Genomic DNA, 15,924 nt, shown 5'->3' with positions numbered 1-15,924 from the left:
GTAGGGCCGGGCGCCGAGCTGGGTCAGGCCCGTCGGGTCGTCGGTGCCGCCGACGAAGCCCAGGTTCGTCGGCCAGGTCGCGGCGGTGCCGCGGGCGGCCGTCGCCCGGCCGGCCAGGGACGCGAGGACGTCCGTGTACGCGGCGGGTACCTCGATGTCGAGGACGAGCGCGCCGGCTGCCGGGCCGGGCGTCACGGTGAAGGTGAAGAACGAGCAGCACGCGGTCTCCCGCGCGGCGAGGTCGCGGACCGTCGCCTCGAGGCCGGCCGGCCCGGCCAGCCGCATCCGGGCATGGGTCGGGCTCACGGTCTCGACCGACCGGACGGCGCTGCTGAACAGCGCGTCGAACTCGGCGAACCGCAGCGGCCGTTCCGCGGTCGGCAGGGTGCACGCGGCAGGGACGTCGAACGACATGACAGGCTCCTCAGGCTGGTGTCCCTCGACGGTAAGCCTGTACCTGGGTACCGGATGCAACTCCGGAATCGGCGCCGGGCCGCCTCACCGCGCGGGTCGGTAGCGGTGCGTCTTGCCTGAGCGCCAGGAGCGCGACAGGTGGACCGCGCCGGCGCCGGTGAGGAGCAGGGCCAGGCCGAGGCCGGTGAGCCACGCCGTGCCGGCGCCGGTGACCGCCAGGCGGGTGGTGAAGTAGTCCGGTGCGAGGTCGGCGACGTTGACGGTGACCTGCCCGTCGGTGGTGCGGCCGGCGCCGTCGGTGGCCCGGTACGTGAACGTGACGGTCCCGGTCGCGTTCGTCGCCGGGACGTAGGTGAACGTGCCGTTGACCGCCATCGTGACGGTGCCGCTGGCGCTGCCGTTGAGCCGCGGCCCGGTGACCAGCGTCGTGCTGACCGTGCAGCCGGTGCAGGCGTCGTTGGCCAGCACGCTCGTCGACGCGTTCAGGGTGACGTTCTTCCCGGTGCTGTACAGGTCGGCGGCCGCCAGGGGACTGACCTGCGCGGTGACCGTCGCGGTGCCACAGCCCGGTCGGCGCCGCGCGGCTACAGCAGGCCGGTCACCAGGTGCCGGGCCCGTGCTTGTCGAGCCAGCGGGTCCACTCGTAGCCCTTGAGCGCGGCGCTGGGCAGGCCGCGGTCGCGCTTGACCGCGATCGCGCGGTCCAGCAGCTCCAGCGCCTCCTCGAACCGCTGACCGGTGCCCAGCAGCTCCACGACGAGGCAGCTCGCCCCGTACGTGGCGAACCCGCCGGTGTCGTCGCGGACCGCGGCCAGCAGCGCCGACACGAAGGGTTGCGGGTCGGCCTTCGCCTGCACGTAGAACGGGGCGATACATCTCGGATAGATCTGGGTCGCGTCTTCGCCGGAGCTCACGGGGTCCATCTCGAACCGGCCCATCAGCTCCAGCCGCGCCAGCATGTCGGCGGGGAACCGCGTCCCGGCCGTGCGTCTCAGCCAGCCCATCGGTGCCTCATGTCGTGACCCGTCCCTCCCGGTGAATGTTCGGACCCGAACCCTTCTGACGGACCGCTGTCCGTCAGGTGCGGGGTGAGCACGTCCGACGGCTGGTGGGAGCGCACGATGACGGCGCGGAGCCGACGTCCGCCGCGGACGTCGTACGGATACCTGGCGCCGCCGGAGGCCCGGGTGCGCGGGTGGCGTTGCTGGAACGAGAACTGCCACACCGGCGACGACGTCGTGCCGGGGTGGTGGCCGTTTCCCTGTCCGAGTTGCGGGCACCCGGCCGACCCCGCGTTCGAGGAGCCGTGGGCGCACGAGGCCGAGCGGCACCAGATCCGGCGCGACCTCGCGGGCGCGGACTGGCACGGGCGCACCGCCGCCGAGCTCAAGCAGCACGTGTGGGCGTACGAGGACGCGTGGCGCCGCGGGGACGGCGCGGCCGGGCGGGCGGCGTGGGAGGCGTTCCGGCACACGCGGCAGCGCCAGCAGGAGAGCGGCGAGGGCTGGTGGGTGACGCCGGCGACCCGGCAGATGCTGATGATCGCTGCCCGTGCCGACGACATCGACGCCGCGCTGCCGGAGCTGCGGCACTGGTACCCGCGGATCGACACCCATGACCTCGAGGCGGACAACGAGCGGCGCACCGACGCCCGGACCTTCGTGTCGGCATGCATCGACCTGCTCGAACGCGAGGCGTCGATCGGGCACCCGTACGAGGCCGAGATCTTCGGCCTCATGGAGGACGTCGCCGCGCGTTCGGAGGACGTCCTGGCGACCTGGCACCACGAAGGGTTCGCCCGGGTCCGGCTGGTGCGGGCGCAGCGCCGCGCCAGGGAACGGATCGACGACGCACGCCACGCACCGGGGCCGGTCGGCGAGCGTCTCCCACCGCTGACGGCGCGCGGCGCCGGCGGCCCGGCGAGCCCCTGGACCACCGTGGCGCTCGCCGCGGACGCGCTCGACGCCGCGGAGCTCCACGACGACGCCGGTCCCCTCGACGCGCTGATCCGGCGCCTCGCCGCAGACGGCGTCTCGCCGGGCCTGCTGCACCTGCTGCGCGCCCGGCGCCACGTCCTGGACGGATCGCTGGTGCCGGCCATGACCGAGCTGGACCGGGCCGCCCAGGCGACCGACGACGTCGGCGCGCACCTGCGGCCGGTCGTCCACGCCACGCTCGGCCGGGTCCGGGCGCTGCACGATCCCGGCGGCGCGGCCGCGCTCGACGCCGGGATCGCCGACTGCCGCACCGGCCGGCGACTCGGCCTGCGCTGGTGGCGACGGACCACCGCCGCGGACACAGAGCTGGCGCGGCTGCTGCTGTGGCGGGTGCGGCGCGCGACGCCCGCACCGCGTGCCGCCGACGTACGGGAGGCGCTGCGGCTGGCCCGCCGACGCTGCCGGTCCTGGCGCCGGCCGGGCACGGAGGACCGGATCGTGCTGCTGGAAGCGCTGTCCGCCCACGACACGGCGACCGGGCGCCGGAATCCGGCCCGCCGGCAGCAGGCCTGGCGGGCAGCGGTCGCGGCGGCCAGGAGCGCCACCGATCGGGCCAGGTTCGCGACCGCATGGGTGGGCTGGGCGGTCGGCACGGGCGAGCCGGAGCTGGCAGCCGAGGCGTACCAGCACCTCGTGGCGCTCATCCCGCTGGACGCCGCCGAGCGTACCGGGGCCCGCGCCCGCGAACGGGTCCTCGCCGCCGCGCAGGAACACATCGAGGACGCCGGCTACTGGCTGGCGCGCAGCCGCCGGTACCGGGAGGCCGTCGTCGCCCTGGAGACCGGCCGGGCGATCGCGCTGACCGACGCGCTCGGCGGCGCCCGTGAGCGCGTCGCCGTCGACTACTCCGCGATCACGGCGGCGACCGGGGACGGCGCGCTGCTGTACATCGCCGGGGCGAAGGCCGGCGGCTACGCGCTCGTCGTCGCCGCCCGGCACGACCCGCAGTTCGTCCAGCTGCCGAAGCTCGACCGGGCCACCGTCGCCGCGCTCGTCGGCCCGCCACCGACCGGCCCGTCCGTCCGCGGTGTCGCGTCGCTGCGGGACCTGGCCGCGCCGCGCGCCGCCGCCACCGTCGACCCGTTGAACGCCGTGCTGCGCACGCTGTGGGACGGCGGGATGCGGGACCTGCTGCTGGACAAGGCGCGCGGCCGCGTCGTGACGCTCGTCCCGGTCGGCCTGCTGAGCCTGCTGCCGCTGCACGCCGCCGGCGACTCCGAGTCGCGCCACACGGGCCTGTTCTCCGCGATCCGGTACGCGCCGAACGCCCGCAGCCTGCGCCGCTGCCAGGACCTCGCCCGCGACCTGGACGGCCTGCCGCAGCCGCTGCTCGCCGTCGACGCGCCGACCGGCCCCGGTGGCGGCACGCCGCTGCAGCACGTCGCCCGCGAGACCGCTGCCGTCGCCCGGTCCTGGACGGCGCCCGGCACGCGCGTCACCCACAACTGCACCTGGGACGAGTTCCGCGACTGCGCCGACGAGTACACCGTGTGGCACCTGGCCTGCCACGGCGTGGCGCAGCCGCATTCGATCCTGGACACCCGGCTGGTCTTCACCGACCGGGAGGTCAGGCTGGGGGAGCTGCGGCAGGTCCTGCCGACCGGCCGCCGCCGGCTCGCGGTGCTGTCGGCGTGCGAGACCAACCTCACCGAGGTCGCCGCGCCCAACGAGGTCGTCGGGCTGCCGTCGGCGCTGCTGCAGGCCGGGTTCGCCGGCGTGCTCGCCAGCGCGTGGAAGGTCGACGACCTCGCGACCGCGTACCTGATGTCCGCCTTCTACCGGCTGTGGTGCCGCGACCGGCAGCCGCCGGCCGTCGCGCTGAACCTCGCGCAGCGGTGGCTGTCCGGCGCGACCCGCGCGGAGCTGACCGCGCTGCTGCCCGGCACCGAACCGGTCGGCGGTGACGAGTGCCCGTACCGCCACCCCCGCTACTGGGCCGCGTTCGCCTACACGGGCGCCTGACCGGGCCGGCTACCAGCGCTCGACGAGGTGCTCGCGGCCGGCCGGCGGGTCGTAGGGCTCCGGCCAGTAGTCGGTGATCCGCGCGATCAGGCCGTCCTCGGCGGCCTCGAGCCAGACGCAGGCGTCGAGGATCTCGTCGGCGCCGACCCGGACGTCGAGCCACAGCGCCGCCTGGCGGCCGTCGGCGAGCACGCGGCGCACGCCCAGGTGCCAGTCGCCGGGGTACTCGCGGTTGAATTGGACGAACGCGTCCCGGCCGCGGATGCGTTCGCGGGTCTGCGGCAGCTCGTACACCACCTCCTCGGCGAGCAGGTCGGTCAGGCGCGGCCAGTCACGCAGCTCCAGGCTGTCCACGTACGCAAGGGCGAGCTGTCTGGTACGGGCGTCGTCGTCCACACGGCCGACCCTACAATCGGCCGGTGACAGGTCTCTCACCACGGCAGCAGGACCTGCTGCGGCAATGGCTGCCGGGCGCGACCGTCGAGCGCGACCACAGCTGGGGACTGGTCGCGACCACCGTCCTCGAGGTGACCTGCGGCGGGGCCCGGTTCATCGTCAAGGCCGGCGGCGACAGCGACCACCACATCGCCCGCGAGCTGCACGCCCACCGGCACTGGCTCGCCCCGTGGACGTCCCGCGGCCAGGCGCCGGCGCTGGAGCACGGCGACGACGACGCGAAGCTGGTCGTCACGCGGTTCCTGCCGGGCAGCCTCGTCCTCGGCACCGCGTCCGAGGACGACCCCGCGATCTACCGGCAGGCCGGCGCGCTCCTGGCGCTGCTGCACGCCCAGCCCGCGCAGCCCGCCGAGGACCACGAGCAGCGCGAGAACGCCAGGTCCCTGTCCTGGCTGGACGGTCCACACCGGATCGCGGCGGCCACGGCCGAGCGGCTGCGGGCCGAGATCGCCGGCTGGCCGACGCCGCCGGCCCGCCTGGTGCCGACGCACGGCGACTGGCAGCCCCGCAACTGGCTCGTCCACGACGGTGCCGTCGCCGTCATCGACTTCGGCCGCGCCGCGATGCGCCCCGCCGCGAGCGACCTCACCCGCCTCGCCGCCCAGCAGTTCCGCCACGACCCGTCGCTGGAGGCGGCGTTCCTCGACGGCTACGGCGCCGACCCGCGCGACCCCGCCGCGTGGCACCGCACCCGGGTCCGCGAGGCGATCGCCACGGCCGCCTGGGCGTACAAGGTGGGCGACGAGACCTTCGAGGCCCAGGGCCACCGCATGATCGCCGAGGTCCTGGCGCCCTGACCGTCGCTACCGGCCGGCGTGGAACCGGCGCTCGCGGTAGGTCAGCGCGACGTCGGCCGGGCCGATCCGTGCGTCGGCGACCTCGGCGACGACCACGGTCGAGGCGCCGACCGGCAGCCGGTGCAGGGTCGTGCACCGCAGCGCCGCCGGCACGCCGTGCAGCAGCGGCTCGCCCGTGGGGAGCGTCGTCCACGGCTGGTCGTCGGTGAAGCGGCGGCCGGCCGGCTCGGCGAACTGCCGGGCCAGGTCCTCGTGCGCCGCCCCCAGCAGGTGTACGACGAAGCTGCCCGCCGCCACGATCAGCCGCGCCGACGGCGAGTCCATGACCGAGAACGACAACGCCGGCGGCGCCAGCGACACCGACGCGACGCTCGACGCCGTCAGCCCGACGGGACCGTCCGGCCCGGCCGCCGCGATGACCGCCACCCCCGTCGGATAGCCGCGGAACGCCGCCTTGAACGACGCAACGACCCCCATGTCGACCTCGACGGTCACCGGCCCGGCCCGCCTTCCGTCCCCTCGTACCAACGCCAACATCGCCACCCTAAAACCTCAACCGAACTTGAGGTCAAGTCCCGGCGCGGCCGGCCAGGTCCTCCAGCAGGTCGGCCGCCCTGGGGACGCCGCCCGCGGCCGCGAGCCTGGCGGACAGGTCGGCGGCCCGCCGGCGCATCCCCGGGTCGGCGAGGACCCGGGTCACGGCGGTGCGGACCTTGGCCGGGCCGGGCGTGCCGGTGCGCAGGTCGATCCCGGCCCCGGACCAGGCGACCCGGCGGGCGACCTCGGGCTTGTCGAGCGTGGCGCCCGCGACGACCATCGGCACGCCGGCCGCGATCGCCGCAAGGGTGCCGCCCCACCCGGCATTGGAGACGACCACGTCGACGAGCGGCAGCAGCTGGTCGTGCGGCAGGAACGCGGCCGCCCGGGCGTTGGCCGGCAGCGTGACTCCGGCGGGCGGGCCGCCGGTGGTGCACACGACGAGGGCGGGGGAGTCCGCGAGGGCGGCGAGAGCGGGGCGGATCAGGTCGTCGGGGTCGACGTCGAGCGTTCCCTGCGTCACGTGTACGACCGGCCGCCCCTCGGCCCGCGCCGTCTCGATCTCCGGCCACCATGCGGGCAGCTCGCCGGGCGTGGTCGGGGGCGATGCGAGCCGCCCCACGTAGTGCACGTGCGGCGGCAGGTCGCTGCGCGGGTAGTCGAGCCCCGGCACGCCCTGCGCCAGCACCAGGTGCGGCGAGTACAGCCCGTCCGGCCCCGGCACGGCGGCGGGTCCGAGCCCGGCCGCGGCCCGGACCCGGGTCAGCTTCGGCTCGATGGTCAACCGGGTCGCCAGCCGCACCGGCGGCCACAGCGCCGCGTCGCGCCACCGGGCCAGCCGTCCGGTCGCGGGCCGCACCGGCAGCCCCGGCGGCGGAAGGTCCCGGCTCGGCAGCGTCAACGGGATCACCGCGACCGACGCCCACGGCACGCCGAGCGCCTCCCCGGCGAGCACCCCACCGAACGCCAGCTGGTCGCTCACGATCAGGTCGAACGCCCTCGCCGCGACGATGTCCGCCGCCTGCCCCGGCGCGGTGCCGAGCAGGATGTCGGTGAAGTTCGCGAAGTTCGCCTTGATCCCCTTGCCGCCACCGACCCGCGGGAACGTGTCGGCGAGCCGGGCGTCGTCGTAGTCCCGCGCCTGGCTCCACGGCAGCCACCGCGCCCCGACGCTCTCGAACCGCCCGCGGTACTTCGCCCCGGTGTGCCCGGTCACGTCATGCCCCCGCCGGACAAGCTCGGCCGCCACCGCCGCGGTCGGCCCCACATGCCCCGCGAACGGCAAGCTGGTCACCAGGATCCGCGCCACCGACGACCCCTCCCCGCACAGGACACAGCCGCGCGTCGACCGTACCCCTTCCCCCGCAGCACCGGCACCGGCCGGATCGACGATCCGCAAACCCTCGCGGGACCGTCATTCGGCGCGGCCCGGCCGAGGTGTGTCAGAGGGTGATCGTTCGGCCGAGAGCCCTGCTGTACTGCGCCAGCCAGTGTTCGACCTGCCGCACGACGTCTTGCTCGAGGTCGCCGCGGTCCAGGTACAGCGCGTCCAGACGATCTCGCTCGGCCTGCGTCACGTCGGGGGCGTGACGGGGGCGCCGGCTGACGACGCGGGTTGCCCGGGACCCGATCAGGCCGCGGATCTCGCCGGCCAGCGGCTGATCGTCGAGGTCCGTCGCGATGACCAGCGCCTGCGCCAGGCGACCGGGCCAGCCGCCGGAGGGAAGCCACGCGACGAGCTCGCCGCGACGGACGTCCTCCGGTGACATCATCAGCAGCGCGAGCTCGCGCCGGCTGTGTGCGAACGACCGCGCGTCGCGGCACAGCCGCTGCAGGGCGGCGGCGTGGTCGGGGCCCAGCCGGCTGCCCTGAGGCCAGACGGGGTCCGCGAGTGCCGGGTCGAGTGGCACGGACAGCCGCCCGTACCGCTCCATCGCAGGGCCGAGGCGTGCGTCGCCGAGGAAGGCGCGCCGGCGCATGTGCGTGCCGTCGCGGTCGACCACGACTCGATACTCGAGGTCGCCCTCCACCCACACGACCCAGCCCCGCCCCAGGGAACGGGCGCCGTCAGGGAACAGGCCGTCTCGAAGGGCCGCCGTGACGATGCCGCCGGGTGTCATCGCTCTCCTGGGTCTGTGGAACCGCCTGGCCGTGTGTGGACGGCCCCACGTACCCATGATCCGGCTTTGTGACCGCCGCTGGCCTGGTTCGAGCGTGAGCCTGCGTGGTGCGGCGCTCGTGCCGGGCGCCTGGACGGCCGGGGTCGCGCTGGTCGTGGCGGTCCGGCACCGGTGGGGCACCGGCGCGACGCCGCGCGCCACCCGATGGCCGGGGTGACGCGCGGCGCCCGCGTGGGTCAGAGGCGAGGTGCGTACGGCGACGCGAGCACGTCCGTGGTGACCGACAGCAGAACGGCACCCGTGCTGTCGTAGCTCGTGACACGGGCCTGCGCCCGTTCCTTGACGAAGACGATCGCCGGGTACCGTGCGCTGCCGACCGTGCCGGTGACGCACGGGACGTCGCCGCTGGTCCACGTCCGCGTGCCGTACGTGTCGATCAGGTCGACCCGGAACCGGGCGCAGCCGGCGGGGTAGCGCTCGGCGTGCGCATCGGCCACGAACACGCCGTCGCCGAACCCGTAGTAGGTGACGCAGACGTCGCCCTTGTAGCCGCTCTGGTCGTACAGGCTGCACTGCCGTGGCGGGTTGTAGCCCGACGCGGCCGAGCTGGGCGCACCGGCGGTCAGGACGAGACCGGCGGCGGTGGCCGCCACGGCGACGGCCGTGGTGACGGCCTTTCGGATGCTCATACGTGTCCCCTCACACGAGATGGATCTGCGGCAATTGCCGGGCGACCGTAGCGGACATTTCCGGGCACCTCTACGTCCTCAGTTGAACACCGCCGCCTGCCCCTGTCGCCACGCAGGTTCTGCGATCCTGGCGGCAGGCGACGACACCGCGACGATCGGGGGAAGCGCATGGATGTGCTCATGGCGGCCGGCCGCTGGCTTCGGCGCCCGCGTACCGCTGAGACGCGACCGCGCAGGTCGATGCCTTCGCCCCCCGACGGCCGCCGCCAGTGGGCCTGCGCGGCCTGTCAGGACGCCCACGGGGTGCTGCCCCTGGCCCGCAGCCGCGTGACGCGGGACCTCACCGGCGAGGAGCGCTCGGCGTTCCTTCGCGCGCCCTGAGGTCCGCGCGGGCGCGGCCGTACTCGGCGAGGGCGTGGAAGGCGGCCTTCGGGGTCCACGAGCCGTCCGGCAGCACCCGCACGATCCCGCGCGCGGCCAGGTCGAAGTCGCGGGCCGGGTCGTCGGTCGTCGGCAGGTGCCGGTTCGCGAACGTGTACACGAACGCCGCCTCCACGCCGCCGGCCTCGTAGTCGCGCAGCAGGTCCACGATGTACCGGGCCTGGCCTTCCTCGTCGCGTTCCAGGGCGGCGGTGAGCGTCGCGGCGCGGCCGTGTTCGTCGTAGGTCACCGGCTCCGCCGCGCCCGCGACGTCGGCGGCGCCGCGGAACGTGCAGCAGCCGAACTCGGTCGCGGCGAACGGCTTGCCCTGGCCCACGGCCGCCGCCAGGGTCTGCGGGAACGCCGCGGCGTTGGTCGCGTCGCGGTAGCCGGCGTCGCTGGCGATGATGTCGAACGGCGTCCAGTCCGCGGCTTCGAGGGGGATCGAGGCATACCCGACGGGTCCGCCGAAGCGCTCGCGTACCGCCGGCACCGCCTCGGCGAAGAAGTCCCGGACCGCGGCGCGTGCGGCCGGGACGGCCTCCCGCATCCGCATCGGGTCGGTGAACAGCGCCATGCGCTCGGTCAGGTCCCGGCCGGGCAGGAAGCCGTCGGTGAACATCGAGATCTCGGAGCCGGCGAGGTACACGACGGAAGCGCCGTCGCGCCGCAGCCGCTCGGCCCGCGCCGCGCCGTCGAGCACGAAGGCCATGAGCCCGTCACGGTCGAGGCCGTTGGTGAACGGGCAGTACCAGACCTCGAGCCCGGCGTCGGCGGCGAGCCGTGCGGTCAGTTCGAGCCGGTCCTGGACGCCACCGGTGATGCGCACCGCGTCGCAGTGCAGCTCGTCCCGGATGACGCGCAGGTCCCGCTGCACCACCTGAGGGTCGAACGGCTCGTGGGTGGTGGACCCGGCGCTCACGAAGCCGGTGTCGTAGTTCATGCCGAAGACGCGCATGCGAAGCTCTCCTCGCTCGTAAGGTACGACGCGTACCCTATAAGGTACGTCCAGTACCCTGCAAGCCATGAGCACGAGACGTCGCGGCGAGGACCTGGAGCGGGCGATCCTGCACGCGGCGGCGGAGGAGCTGCGGGAGTCCGGCTACGCGGGCATGACCATGGACCGGGTAGCGGGGCGGGCCGGGACCAACAAGAACGCCATCTACCGCCGCTGGCCGAACCGTGCCGCGCTGGGGATCGCCGCGTACCGGCACCTGTCCGACGCCGTGCTGCCCGACCCGGACACGGGCACCCTGCGGGGCGACGCGCTGGAGATGCTGCGCCTGGCGAACCAGACCTGGTCCTCACCGCACGGCGCGATCCTGCGTGGCCTGCTCGCCGCCGCGGCCGACGACCCCGAACTGCTCACCCTCATGCGCGAACGCTCCGGCGCGGACACCATGGACCGCGCCTGGCTGACCATGCTCGGACGGGCCGTGGCCCGCGGCGAGGCGCCGGCGGCGGCGGTCCACCCGAGGGTCGCGGCCGCGCCGATGATGCTGCTGCGCGCCGAATACGCGATGCGCGGCATCCCCTCGGTACCTGACGAGGTGCTCGTCGAGCTCGTCGACGAGGTGTTCCTGCCCCTCGTCCGCGGGCGCGGCTGAACCGCGCCGCTCCACCGGGCTCGCGCCCGTCGTGCGTGCCTGTGCACCATGTTGACCGCTCGGGAGGACGGTGGCACGGTTCGCCGGTGCCCTACGATGCTTCAGCGGGTTCCGCACCACACATCAATCTGGTCGATCCGGGGCTGTACAGCGACGGCGATCCGTTCGCGCAATGGCGATGGCTCCGCGACAACGACCCCGTGCACCGCCACGCGGCGACCGACTATCCGGCCTTCTGGGCCCTGACGCGGTACGAGGACATCAAGGCGGTCTTCCGTGACGCCGAGACGTTCAGCTCGGCGCAAGGCATCCTGCTGCGCCCCTCGGGGCACGGCGCGGACCCGGGCGGCGGCCGGACGCTCGCGCTCACCGACCCGCCGCGGCACCGGCAGCTGCGGGGACTGGTCGACGAGTGGTTCACGCTCCGGTCGATCCGCGGGATCGAGGCGAAGATGCAGGAGGTCGCCGGCAGCGTGGTCGACCTCGCGGTGCAGCGCGGGGAGTGCGACTTCGTCGAGGACATCGCCGCGCGCATCCCGCTGTACATGATCTGCAGCATGATGGGCGTCCCGCGGGCCGACTGGGAGCGGCTGTTCACGCTGAGCCGCCAGGCGTTCGGCGGAGGCGACGCGATGACGCGGCGGTTCGCGCACCTGGACATCATGGGGTACTTCCAGAGCCTCAGCGCGGCCAAGGCGGCGGACCCGGGCGACGACCTGGTCAGCGTGCTGGTCACCGGACGGATCGACGGCGAGCCGCTCACCCAGCAGGAGATCCTGCTCAACTGCGACAACCTGTTCGTCGGCGGCGCCGAGAACACCCGCATCGCCGCTGCGGGCGGCATGCTCGCCTTCATCGAACACCCCCAGCAGTGGCGGCTGCTCACCGAGGACCCGGGGCTGCTGCCGACCGCGGTCGAAGAGGTGCTGCGGTGGACCTCCACGCCGACGCACATCATGCGCACCGCGACCCGGCCGGTGCAGATCGGCGACCGTCACATCGACGCCGGCGACCTCGTCACGTTGTGGCTGCCGTCGGCGAACCGGGACGACACCGTGTTCGACGACCCTGACCGGTTCGACGTGCGGCGGCAGCCCAACCGGCACCTGTCGCTCGGCTTCGGCGAGCACTTCTGCGTGGGCAGCGTGCTCGCCCGCGTCGAGATCCGGCTGCTGTACCAGGAGCTCATCGACAGGTCGCTGGACGTCGAGCCGGCCGGCGACCCGGTCCGGCTGGACTCCATCGTCGTGAACGGCCTGGAGCGACTGCCGGTGAAGCTGGTGCCGAGAAGCGTCTGAGCCGGTCCGCGGGCGGCGTGGTCGGGCCGCCGCCCGCGGACCGATCGCTCAGCGCACCGCCGTCTGCGGCACCGCCTGCTCGATGTCGGCGACGTCGAGCTGCGTCGCGAACTGGGTGCGGTACAGCTCGGCGTAGAGCCCGCCGGCGGCGAGCAGCTCGTCGTGGGTGCCGCGCTCCCGGACCCGACCGCCGTCGATGACGAGGATCTGGTCGGCGTTGCGGACCGTGGACAGCCGGTGGGCGATCACCAGCGACGTCCGGCCGGCCAGGGCCGTCTTCAGCGCGCGCTGGATGGCCGCCTCGGACTCGGAGTCCAGGTGCGCCGTGGCCTCGTCGAGCACGACGACCGGCGGCGACTTCAGCAGCAGGCGGGCCAGCGCGACGCGCTGCTTCTCCCCGCCGGACATGCGGTGACCGCGGTCGCCGACGACCGTGTCGAGCCCGTTGGGCAGCGCGGCGATCGTGTCCCAGATCCGCGCGGACCGGCACGCGTCGGCCAGCTGCTCCTCCGTCGCATCGGGCCGGGCGAAGAGCAGGTTGGCGCGGAGGGTGTCGTGGAACATGTGGGCGTCCTGCGACACGACGCCGACGGCGTCGGTCACCGACTGCAGCGTGAGGTCCCGCAGGTCGTGCCCGCCGATCCGGACGGTCCCGGCGACCGGGTCGTACAGGCGGGGGACGAGCTGCGTGATGGTGCTCTTGCCCGCGCCGGAGGGGCCCACCAGCGCGGTCATCCGCCCCGCGGGCGCGCGGAAGCTGAGGCTGTGCAACACCATCGCGTCGTCGGAGCGCTCCGGCGCGGCCAGGTGGATGGTCTCCAGCGACGGCAACGAGACCTCCGCCGCCGTCGGATACCGGAAGTCCACGTCGACGAACTCGATGTCCGGCGCCGGTGCGCCCGCGCCGGCGGCCGGCAGCGCGTGAGCGCTCGGCCGCTCCTCGATCAGCGGCTCCAGGTCCAGCACCTCGAAGATCCGGTCGAAGCTCACCAGCGTCGTGACGATGTTCACCTGGATCGAGTTGAGCTGGACGATCGGGTTGTACAGGCGGCTCAGCAGCGCGAAGAGCGCCACCAGCGTGCCGACCTGCAGCACGCCGTCGATGACGAGCGCGCCGCCGAAGCCGTAGAGCACCGCGGTGGTGAGACCGGTGAGGGTGGCGAGGATGGTGCCGAGCACGCTGCCGTAGACGGTGGCGAGGATCGCGATGTTGCGCATCCGGTCCGCCTGCTTGGCGAACGACGCGGACTCCTGCGCCGGCCGGCCGTAGAGCTTGCTGAGCATCGCCCCCGCGACGTTGAAGCGCTCGGTCATCATCGAGCCGATCTCGGCGTCGATCTGCATCCCCTCGCGGGCGATGCGCTGCAGCCGGGCACCAACCACCCGGCCGGGCCACAGGAACAGCGGGATCAGGACCAGGGTCGCGAGCGTGAGCTGCCAGGACAGGTAGAACATCGACGCGAGCACGACGAGCAGGGTGAGCACGATGGACAGCGACTTCGACAGCAGCGTCGTCACCGCCTGCTGGGTGCCGATGACGTCGGAGTTGAGCCGGCTGACCAGCGATCCCGTCTGCGCGCGCGTGAAGAACACCAGCGGCTGGCGCTGGACGTGGTCGAAGACCTCGGTGCGCAGGTCGTACACGAGGCCGTGACCGACCCGGCCGGACAGCCACGCCTGCAGGTAGCTGATCATCGCGCCGAACACGGTCAGACCAGCGAGCGCGGAGGCCAGCGCGATCACCGTCCCCAGGCGGTGGCGGCCGATCCCCTCGTCGATGAGCGCCTTGAGCAGCAGCGGGCCGGCGGCGACCAGCACCGCCTCGACCGCGGTGATGGACAGCAACGCCAGCACCGCCCAGCGCCGCTGCATGATCAGCGGAATGACCCGCCGGAACGTCCCCGGACGGATCCGCTGGCGGGTGATCGATTCATCCATACGCATGCCCACGGGGCCGCGAGGCGGGCCGTCCGTCCGTGCCATTAGCACCATCCCTGCTTGTGGCGGCCCGGCGAGGACCGCGGGACTGTTCGACACCGGCCGGGCGGCAAGCACGGGCACTGGCAAACCGTCGGCCACCGGCGAGATGATCGCTGCGGTGCGGCGGGTGGCCGTGCCGGGCGCCCGGTCGTGCCGACATCGCGCGCCATTCAACCGTGCGGCGGGGCCGGTTGAACATGGGCGGTGATTCGCACCCGCTTGTTCAACTGCGTCGGCCAGCAGTTGAGCGCGCGTCACCGCGATGCCTGTGAATGCGTGTGCGCGCACACGGCTGGCCACCACGGCACCGCCGCGTGATGATCGTGCGGGCCGGCTCGCCGGGCCGGACCCTGCCCACCGCAGGGCCGCCGATGCCCGCCGCGGCCGGCGCCGCAGCTGTCCGACACTCCGACGCAGGAGGTCCGATCCGAATGATCCGCACGGCCGTCAAACCTCGCACCAAGCCCCGCATGTGGGGATGGACCTACCGATGACCATCAGCATCGACGTCGAACGCCCACTGCTGCCCGACCTGCCCGCACCACGCACCCGGACCGTGTCGCGGCCCGTGGCCGCCCGCATCGCCGGTGTCGGCACCGCCGTCACCGCCGAGTCCTACACCCAGCAGGAAGTCCTCGATCTGTTCGGCATCACCGACCCGAAGATCCGGTCGGTGTTCCTCAACAGCGCCATCAACCGCCGCCATCTGACGCTCCCGCCACCGGACGTCGACGGCCGGCGCGTCTCGGAGCCACAGGGTGAGCTCCTCGCGAAACACACGCGGCTCGCCGTCGACATGGCCGTGCGGGCGATCCGGTCCGGCCTGGACGACGCCGGCGCGAGCCTCGCGGACATCGACTACCTGTGCTGCGTCACCTCCACCGGGTTCCTGACCCCGGGCCTGAGCGCGCTCATCATCCGCGAGGCCGGCATCGACCCCGGCTGTCACCGGGTGGACGTCGTCGGCATGGGCTGCAACGCCGGGCTCAACGCCCTCAACGGCACGGCGGCATGGGCCCGCGGCAACCCGGGACGGCTCGCCGTCATGGTGTGCGCCGAGGCCTGCTCGGCCGCCTACACCTTCGACTCCACGATGCGCACCGCGGTCGTCAACAGCCTGTTCGGCGACGGCGCCGCGGCCATCGCCCTGGTCGCCCCCGACGGCACAGGCGGCACCGATGCGACCGCTGGCAGCGCGCCCGCCGGAGGGCCGCGCGTGCTGGCCTTCGCCAGCCACATCATCACCGACGCCATCGGCGCGATGCGCTACGACTGGGACGCCGACCAGCACCGATTCAGCTTCTTCCTGGACCCCGACATTCCGTACGTGGTGGGCGCGAACGCCGAACGCGTCGTGGACCGGCTGCTGGGCGGGGCCGGCCTGCCGCGCAGCGCCATCCGGCACTGGCTGGTGCACTCCGGCGGCAAGAAGGTCATCGACGCGGTCCGGGTCAACCTCGGCCTCACCCGGCACGACCTGCGCCACACCACGGGCGTGCTCGCCGACTACGGCAACCTGTCCAGCGGCTCGTTCCTGTTCTCCTACGAGCGGCTGATGACGGAACGGGTCGCCGAACCGGGCGACTACGGGGTCCTGATGACGATGGGACCGGGCTCGACCATCGAAACGGCGCTGGTCCAATGGTGA

General features: G+C 73.8%; 15 protein-coding genes and 1 pseudogene. 6 read left to right on the top strand and 10 right to left on the bottom strand.

The window, feature by feature from the left end; translation table 11 throughout:
• From AB0J72_RS53485 to AB0J72_RS53475, 3 genes and pseudogenes are all read right to left on the bottom strand, one after another.
• Positions 1 to 414, bottom strand: a 414-nt coding sequence (locus AB0J72_RS53485) for a hypothetical protein (protein WP_363415189.1), incomplete at its 3' end; no start/stop codon positions are given.
• A gap of 84 nt (positions 415 to 498) precedes the next feature.
• Positions 499 to 960: pseudogene (locus tag AB0J72_RS53480) on the bottom strand (cadherin-like domain-containing protein); the annotation flags it as partial.
• 52 nt (positions 961 to 1,012) lie between these two features.
• Entirely contained in the window at positions 1,013 to 1,417 is a 405-nt protein-coding gene (locus AB0J72_RS53475; protein ID WP_363415186.1) for a hypothetical protein, read from the bottom strand.
• 84 nt (positions 1,418 to 1,501) lie between these two features.
• Between AB0J72_RS53475 and AB0J72_RS53470 the strand changes: the two genes are divergently transcribed.
• Positions 1,502 to 4,372: a CHAT domain-containing protein gene (locus tag AB0J72_RS53470; protein ID WP_363415183.1), complete on the top strand. Its 2,871-nt coding sequence runs from the start codon at positions 1,502 to 1,504 to the stop codon at positions 4,370 to 4,372.
• Between the two features lie 9 nt (positions 4,373 to 4,381).
• Here the strand turns inward: AB0J72_RS53470 and AB0J72_RS53465 are convergent, their stop codons facing one another.
• Positions 4,382 to 4,768 (bottom strand): nuclear transport factor 2 family protein, encoded by a 387-nt coding sequence (locus AB0J72_RS53465; RefSeq protein WP_363415180.1) that lies wholly within the window; start codon positions 4,766 to 4,768, stop codon positions 4,382 to 4,384.
• 23 nt (positions 4,769 to 4,791) lie between these two features.
• On the opposite strand from AB0J72_RS53465, the gene AB0J72_RS53460 reads away from it, so the two are divergent.
• Complete coding sequence (locus tag AB0J72_RS53460) at positions 4,792 to 5,625, top strand: phosphotransferase (RefSeq protein ID WP_363415177.1); 834 nt, start codon at positions 4,792 to 4,794, stop codon at positions 5,623 to 5,625.
• 6 nt (positions 5,626 to 5,631) lie between these two features.
• Here the strand turns inward: AB0J72_RS53460 and AB0J72_RS53455 are convergent, their stop codons facing one another.
• The 3 genes from AB0J72_RS53455 to AB0J72_RS53445 form a co-directional block, all read right to left on the bottom strand.
• Positions 5,632 to 6,120 carry a flavin reductase family protein gene (locus tag AB0J72_RS53455; RefSeq protein WP_363415174.1) on the bottom strand — a complete coding sequence of 163 codons (489 nt, stop codon included), beginning with the start codon at positions 6,118 to 6,120 and terminating at the stop codon, positions 5,632 to 5,634.
• A 73-nt stretch (positions 6,121 to 6,193) separates the two neighbouring features.
• Positions 6,194 to 7,471, bottom strand: coding sequence for a nucleotide disphospho-sugar-binding domain-containing protein (locus AB0J72_RS53450; RefSeq protein ID WP_363415171.1), 1,278 nt, complete (start codon positions 7,469 to 7,471; stop codon positions 6,194 to 6,196).
• A 133-nt stretch (positions 7,472 to 7,604) separates the two neighbouring features.
• Positions 7,605 to 8,282, bottom strand: a complete 678-nt coding sequence (locus AB0J72_RS53445) for a hypothetical protein (protein ID WP_363415168.1) — start codon at positions 8,280 to 8,282, stop codon at positions 7,605 to 7,607.
• Between the two features lie 94 nt (positions 8,283 to 8,376).
• On the opposite strand from AB0J72_RS53445, the gene AB0J72_RS53440 reads away from it, so the two are divergent.
• Complete coding sequence (locus AB0J72_RS53440; protein WP_363415165.1) at positions 8,377 to 8,499, top strand: hypothetical protein; 123 nt, start codon at positions 8,377 to 8,379, stop codon at positions 8,497 to 8,499.
• 19 nt (positions 8,500 to 8,518) lie between these two features.
• On the opposite strand, the gene AB0J72_RS53435 is transcribed toward AB0J72_RS53440, so the two are convergent.
• Complete coding sequence (locus AB0J72_RS53435; RefSeq protein ID WP_363415162.1) at positions 8,519 to 8,971, bottom strand: hypothetical protein; 453 nt, start codon at positions 8,969 to 8,971, stop codon at positions 8,519 to 8,521.
• Positions 8,972 to 9,311: 340 nt separating this feature from the next.
• The gene (locus AB0J72_RS53430; protein WP_363415159.1) at positions 9,312 to 10,349 is read right to left on the bottom strand and encodes a hypothetical protein; all 1,038 of its coding nucleotides are present in this window, start codon (positions 10,347 to 10,349) and stop codon (positions 9,312 to 9,314) included.
• A 67-nt stretch (positions 10,350 to 10,416) separates the two neighbouring features.
• Between AB0J72_RS53430 and AB0J72_RS53425 the strand changes: the two genes are divergently transcribed.
• Positions 10,417 to 10,998: a TetR/AcrR family transcriptional regulator gene (locus AB0J72_RS53425; RefSeq protein WP_363415156.1), complete on the top strand. Its 582-nt coding sequence runs from the start codon at positions 10,417 to 10,419 to the stop codon at positions 10,996 to 10,998.
• An 86-nt stretch (positions 10,999 to 11,084) separates the two neighbouring features.
• Positions 11,085 to 12,296, top strand: a complete 1,212-nt coding sequence (locus tag AB0J72_RS53420; RefSeq protein ID WP_363415153.1) for a cytochrome P450 — start codon at positions 11,085 to 11,087, stop codon at positions 12,294 to 12,296.
• Positions 12,297 to 12,344: 48 nt separating this feature from the next.
• On the opposite strand, the gene AB0J72_RS53415 is transcribed toward AB0J72_RS53420, so the two are convergent.
• Complete coding sequence (locus AB0J72_RS53415; RefSeq protein WP_363415150.1) at positions 12,345 to 14,234, bottom strand: ABC transporter ATP-binding protein; 1,890 nt, start codon at positions 14,232 to 14,234, stop codon at positions 12,345 to 12,347.
• 532 nt (positions 14,235 to 14,766) lie between these two features.
• Here AB0J72_RS53415 and dpgA point away from each other — a divergent pair.
• Positions 14,767 to 15,924: a 3,5-dihydroxyphenylacetyl-CoA synthase DpgA gene (gene dpgA / locus AB0J72_RS53410; protein ID WP_363415147.1), complete on the top strand. Its 1,158-nt coding sequence runs from the start codon at positions 14,767 to 14,769 to the stop codon at positions 15,922 to 15,924.

This window comes from Dactylosporangium sp. NPDC049742 (assembly GCF_040674675.1).
In the GTDB taxonomy this organism is placed as follows: Bacteria; Actinomycetota; Actinomycetes; order Mycobacteriales; family Micromonosporaceae; genus Dactylosporangium; species Dactylosporangium maewongense.
The sequence above is the reverse complement of the archived record's forward strand: the minus strand, read 5'-3'. Positions and strand labels throughout refer to the sequence as shown.

What these genes read in the sequence shown, in the direction of transcription:
- AB0J72_RS53425 (WP_363415156.1), top strand. Translation starts at nt 10,417, where the DNA reads ATGAGCACGAGACGTCGCGGCGAGGACCTGGAGCGGGCGATCCTGCAC.
- AB0J72_RS53445 (WP_363415168.1), bottom strand. Translation starts at nt 8,282, where the DNA reads ATGACACCCGGCGGCATCGTCACGGCGGCCCTTCGAGACGGCCTGTTC.
- AB0J72_RS53430 (WP_363415159.1), bottom strand. Translation starts at nt 10,349, where the DNA reads ATGCGCGTCTTCGGCATGAACTACGACACCGGCTTCGTGAGCGCCGGG.
- AB0J72_RS53415 (WP_363415150.1), bottom strand. Translation starts at nt 14,234, where the DNA reads ATGGATGAATCGATCACCCGCCAGCGGATCCGTCCGGGGACGTTCCGG.
- AB0J72_RS53475 (WP_363415186.1), bottom strand. Translation starts at nt 1,417, where the DNA reads ATGGGCTGGCTGAGACGCACGGCCGGGACGCGGTTCCCCGCCGACATG.
- AB0J72_RS53435 (WP_363415162.1), bottom strand. Translation starts at nt 8,971, where the DNA reads ATGAGCATCCGAAAGGCCGTCACCACGGCCGTCGCCGTGGCGGCCACC.
- dpgA (WP_363415147.1), top strand. Translation starts at nt 14,767, where the DNA reads ATGACCATCAGCATCGACGTCGAACGCCCACTGCTGCCCGACCTGCCC.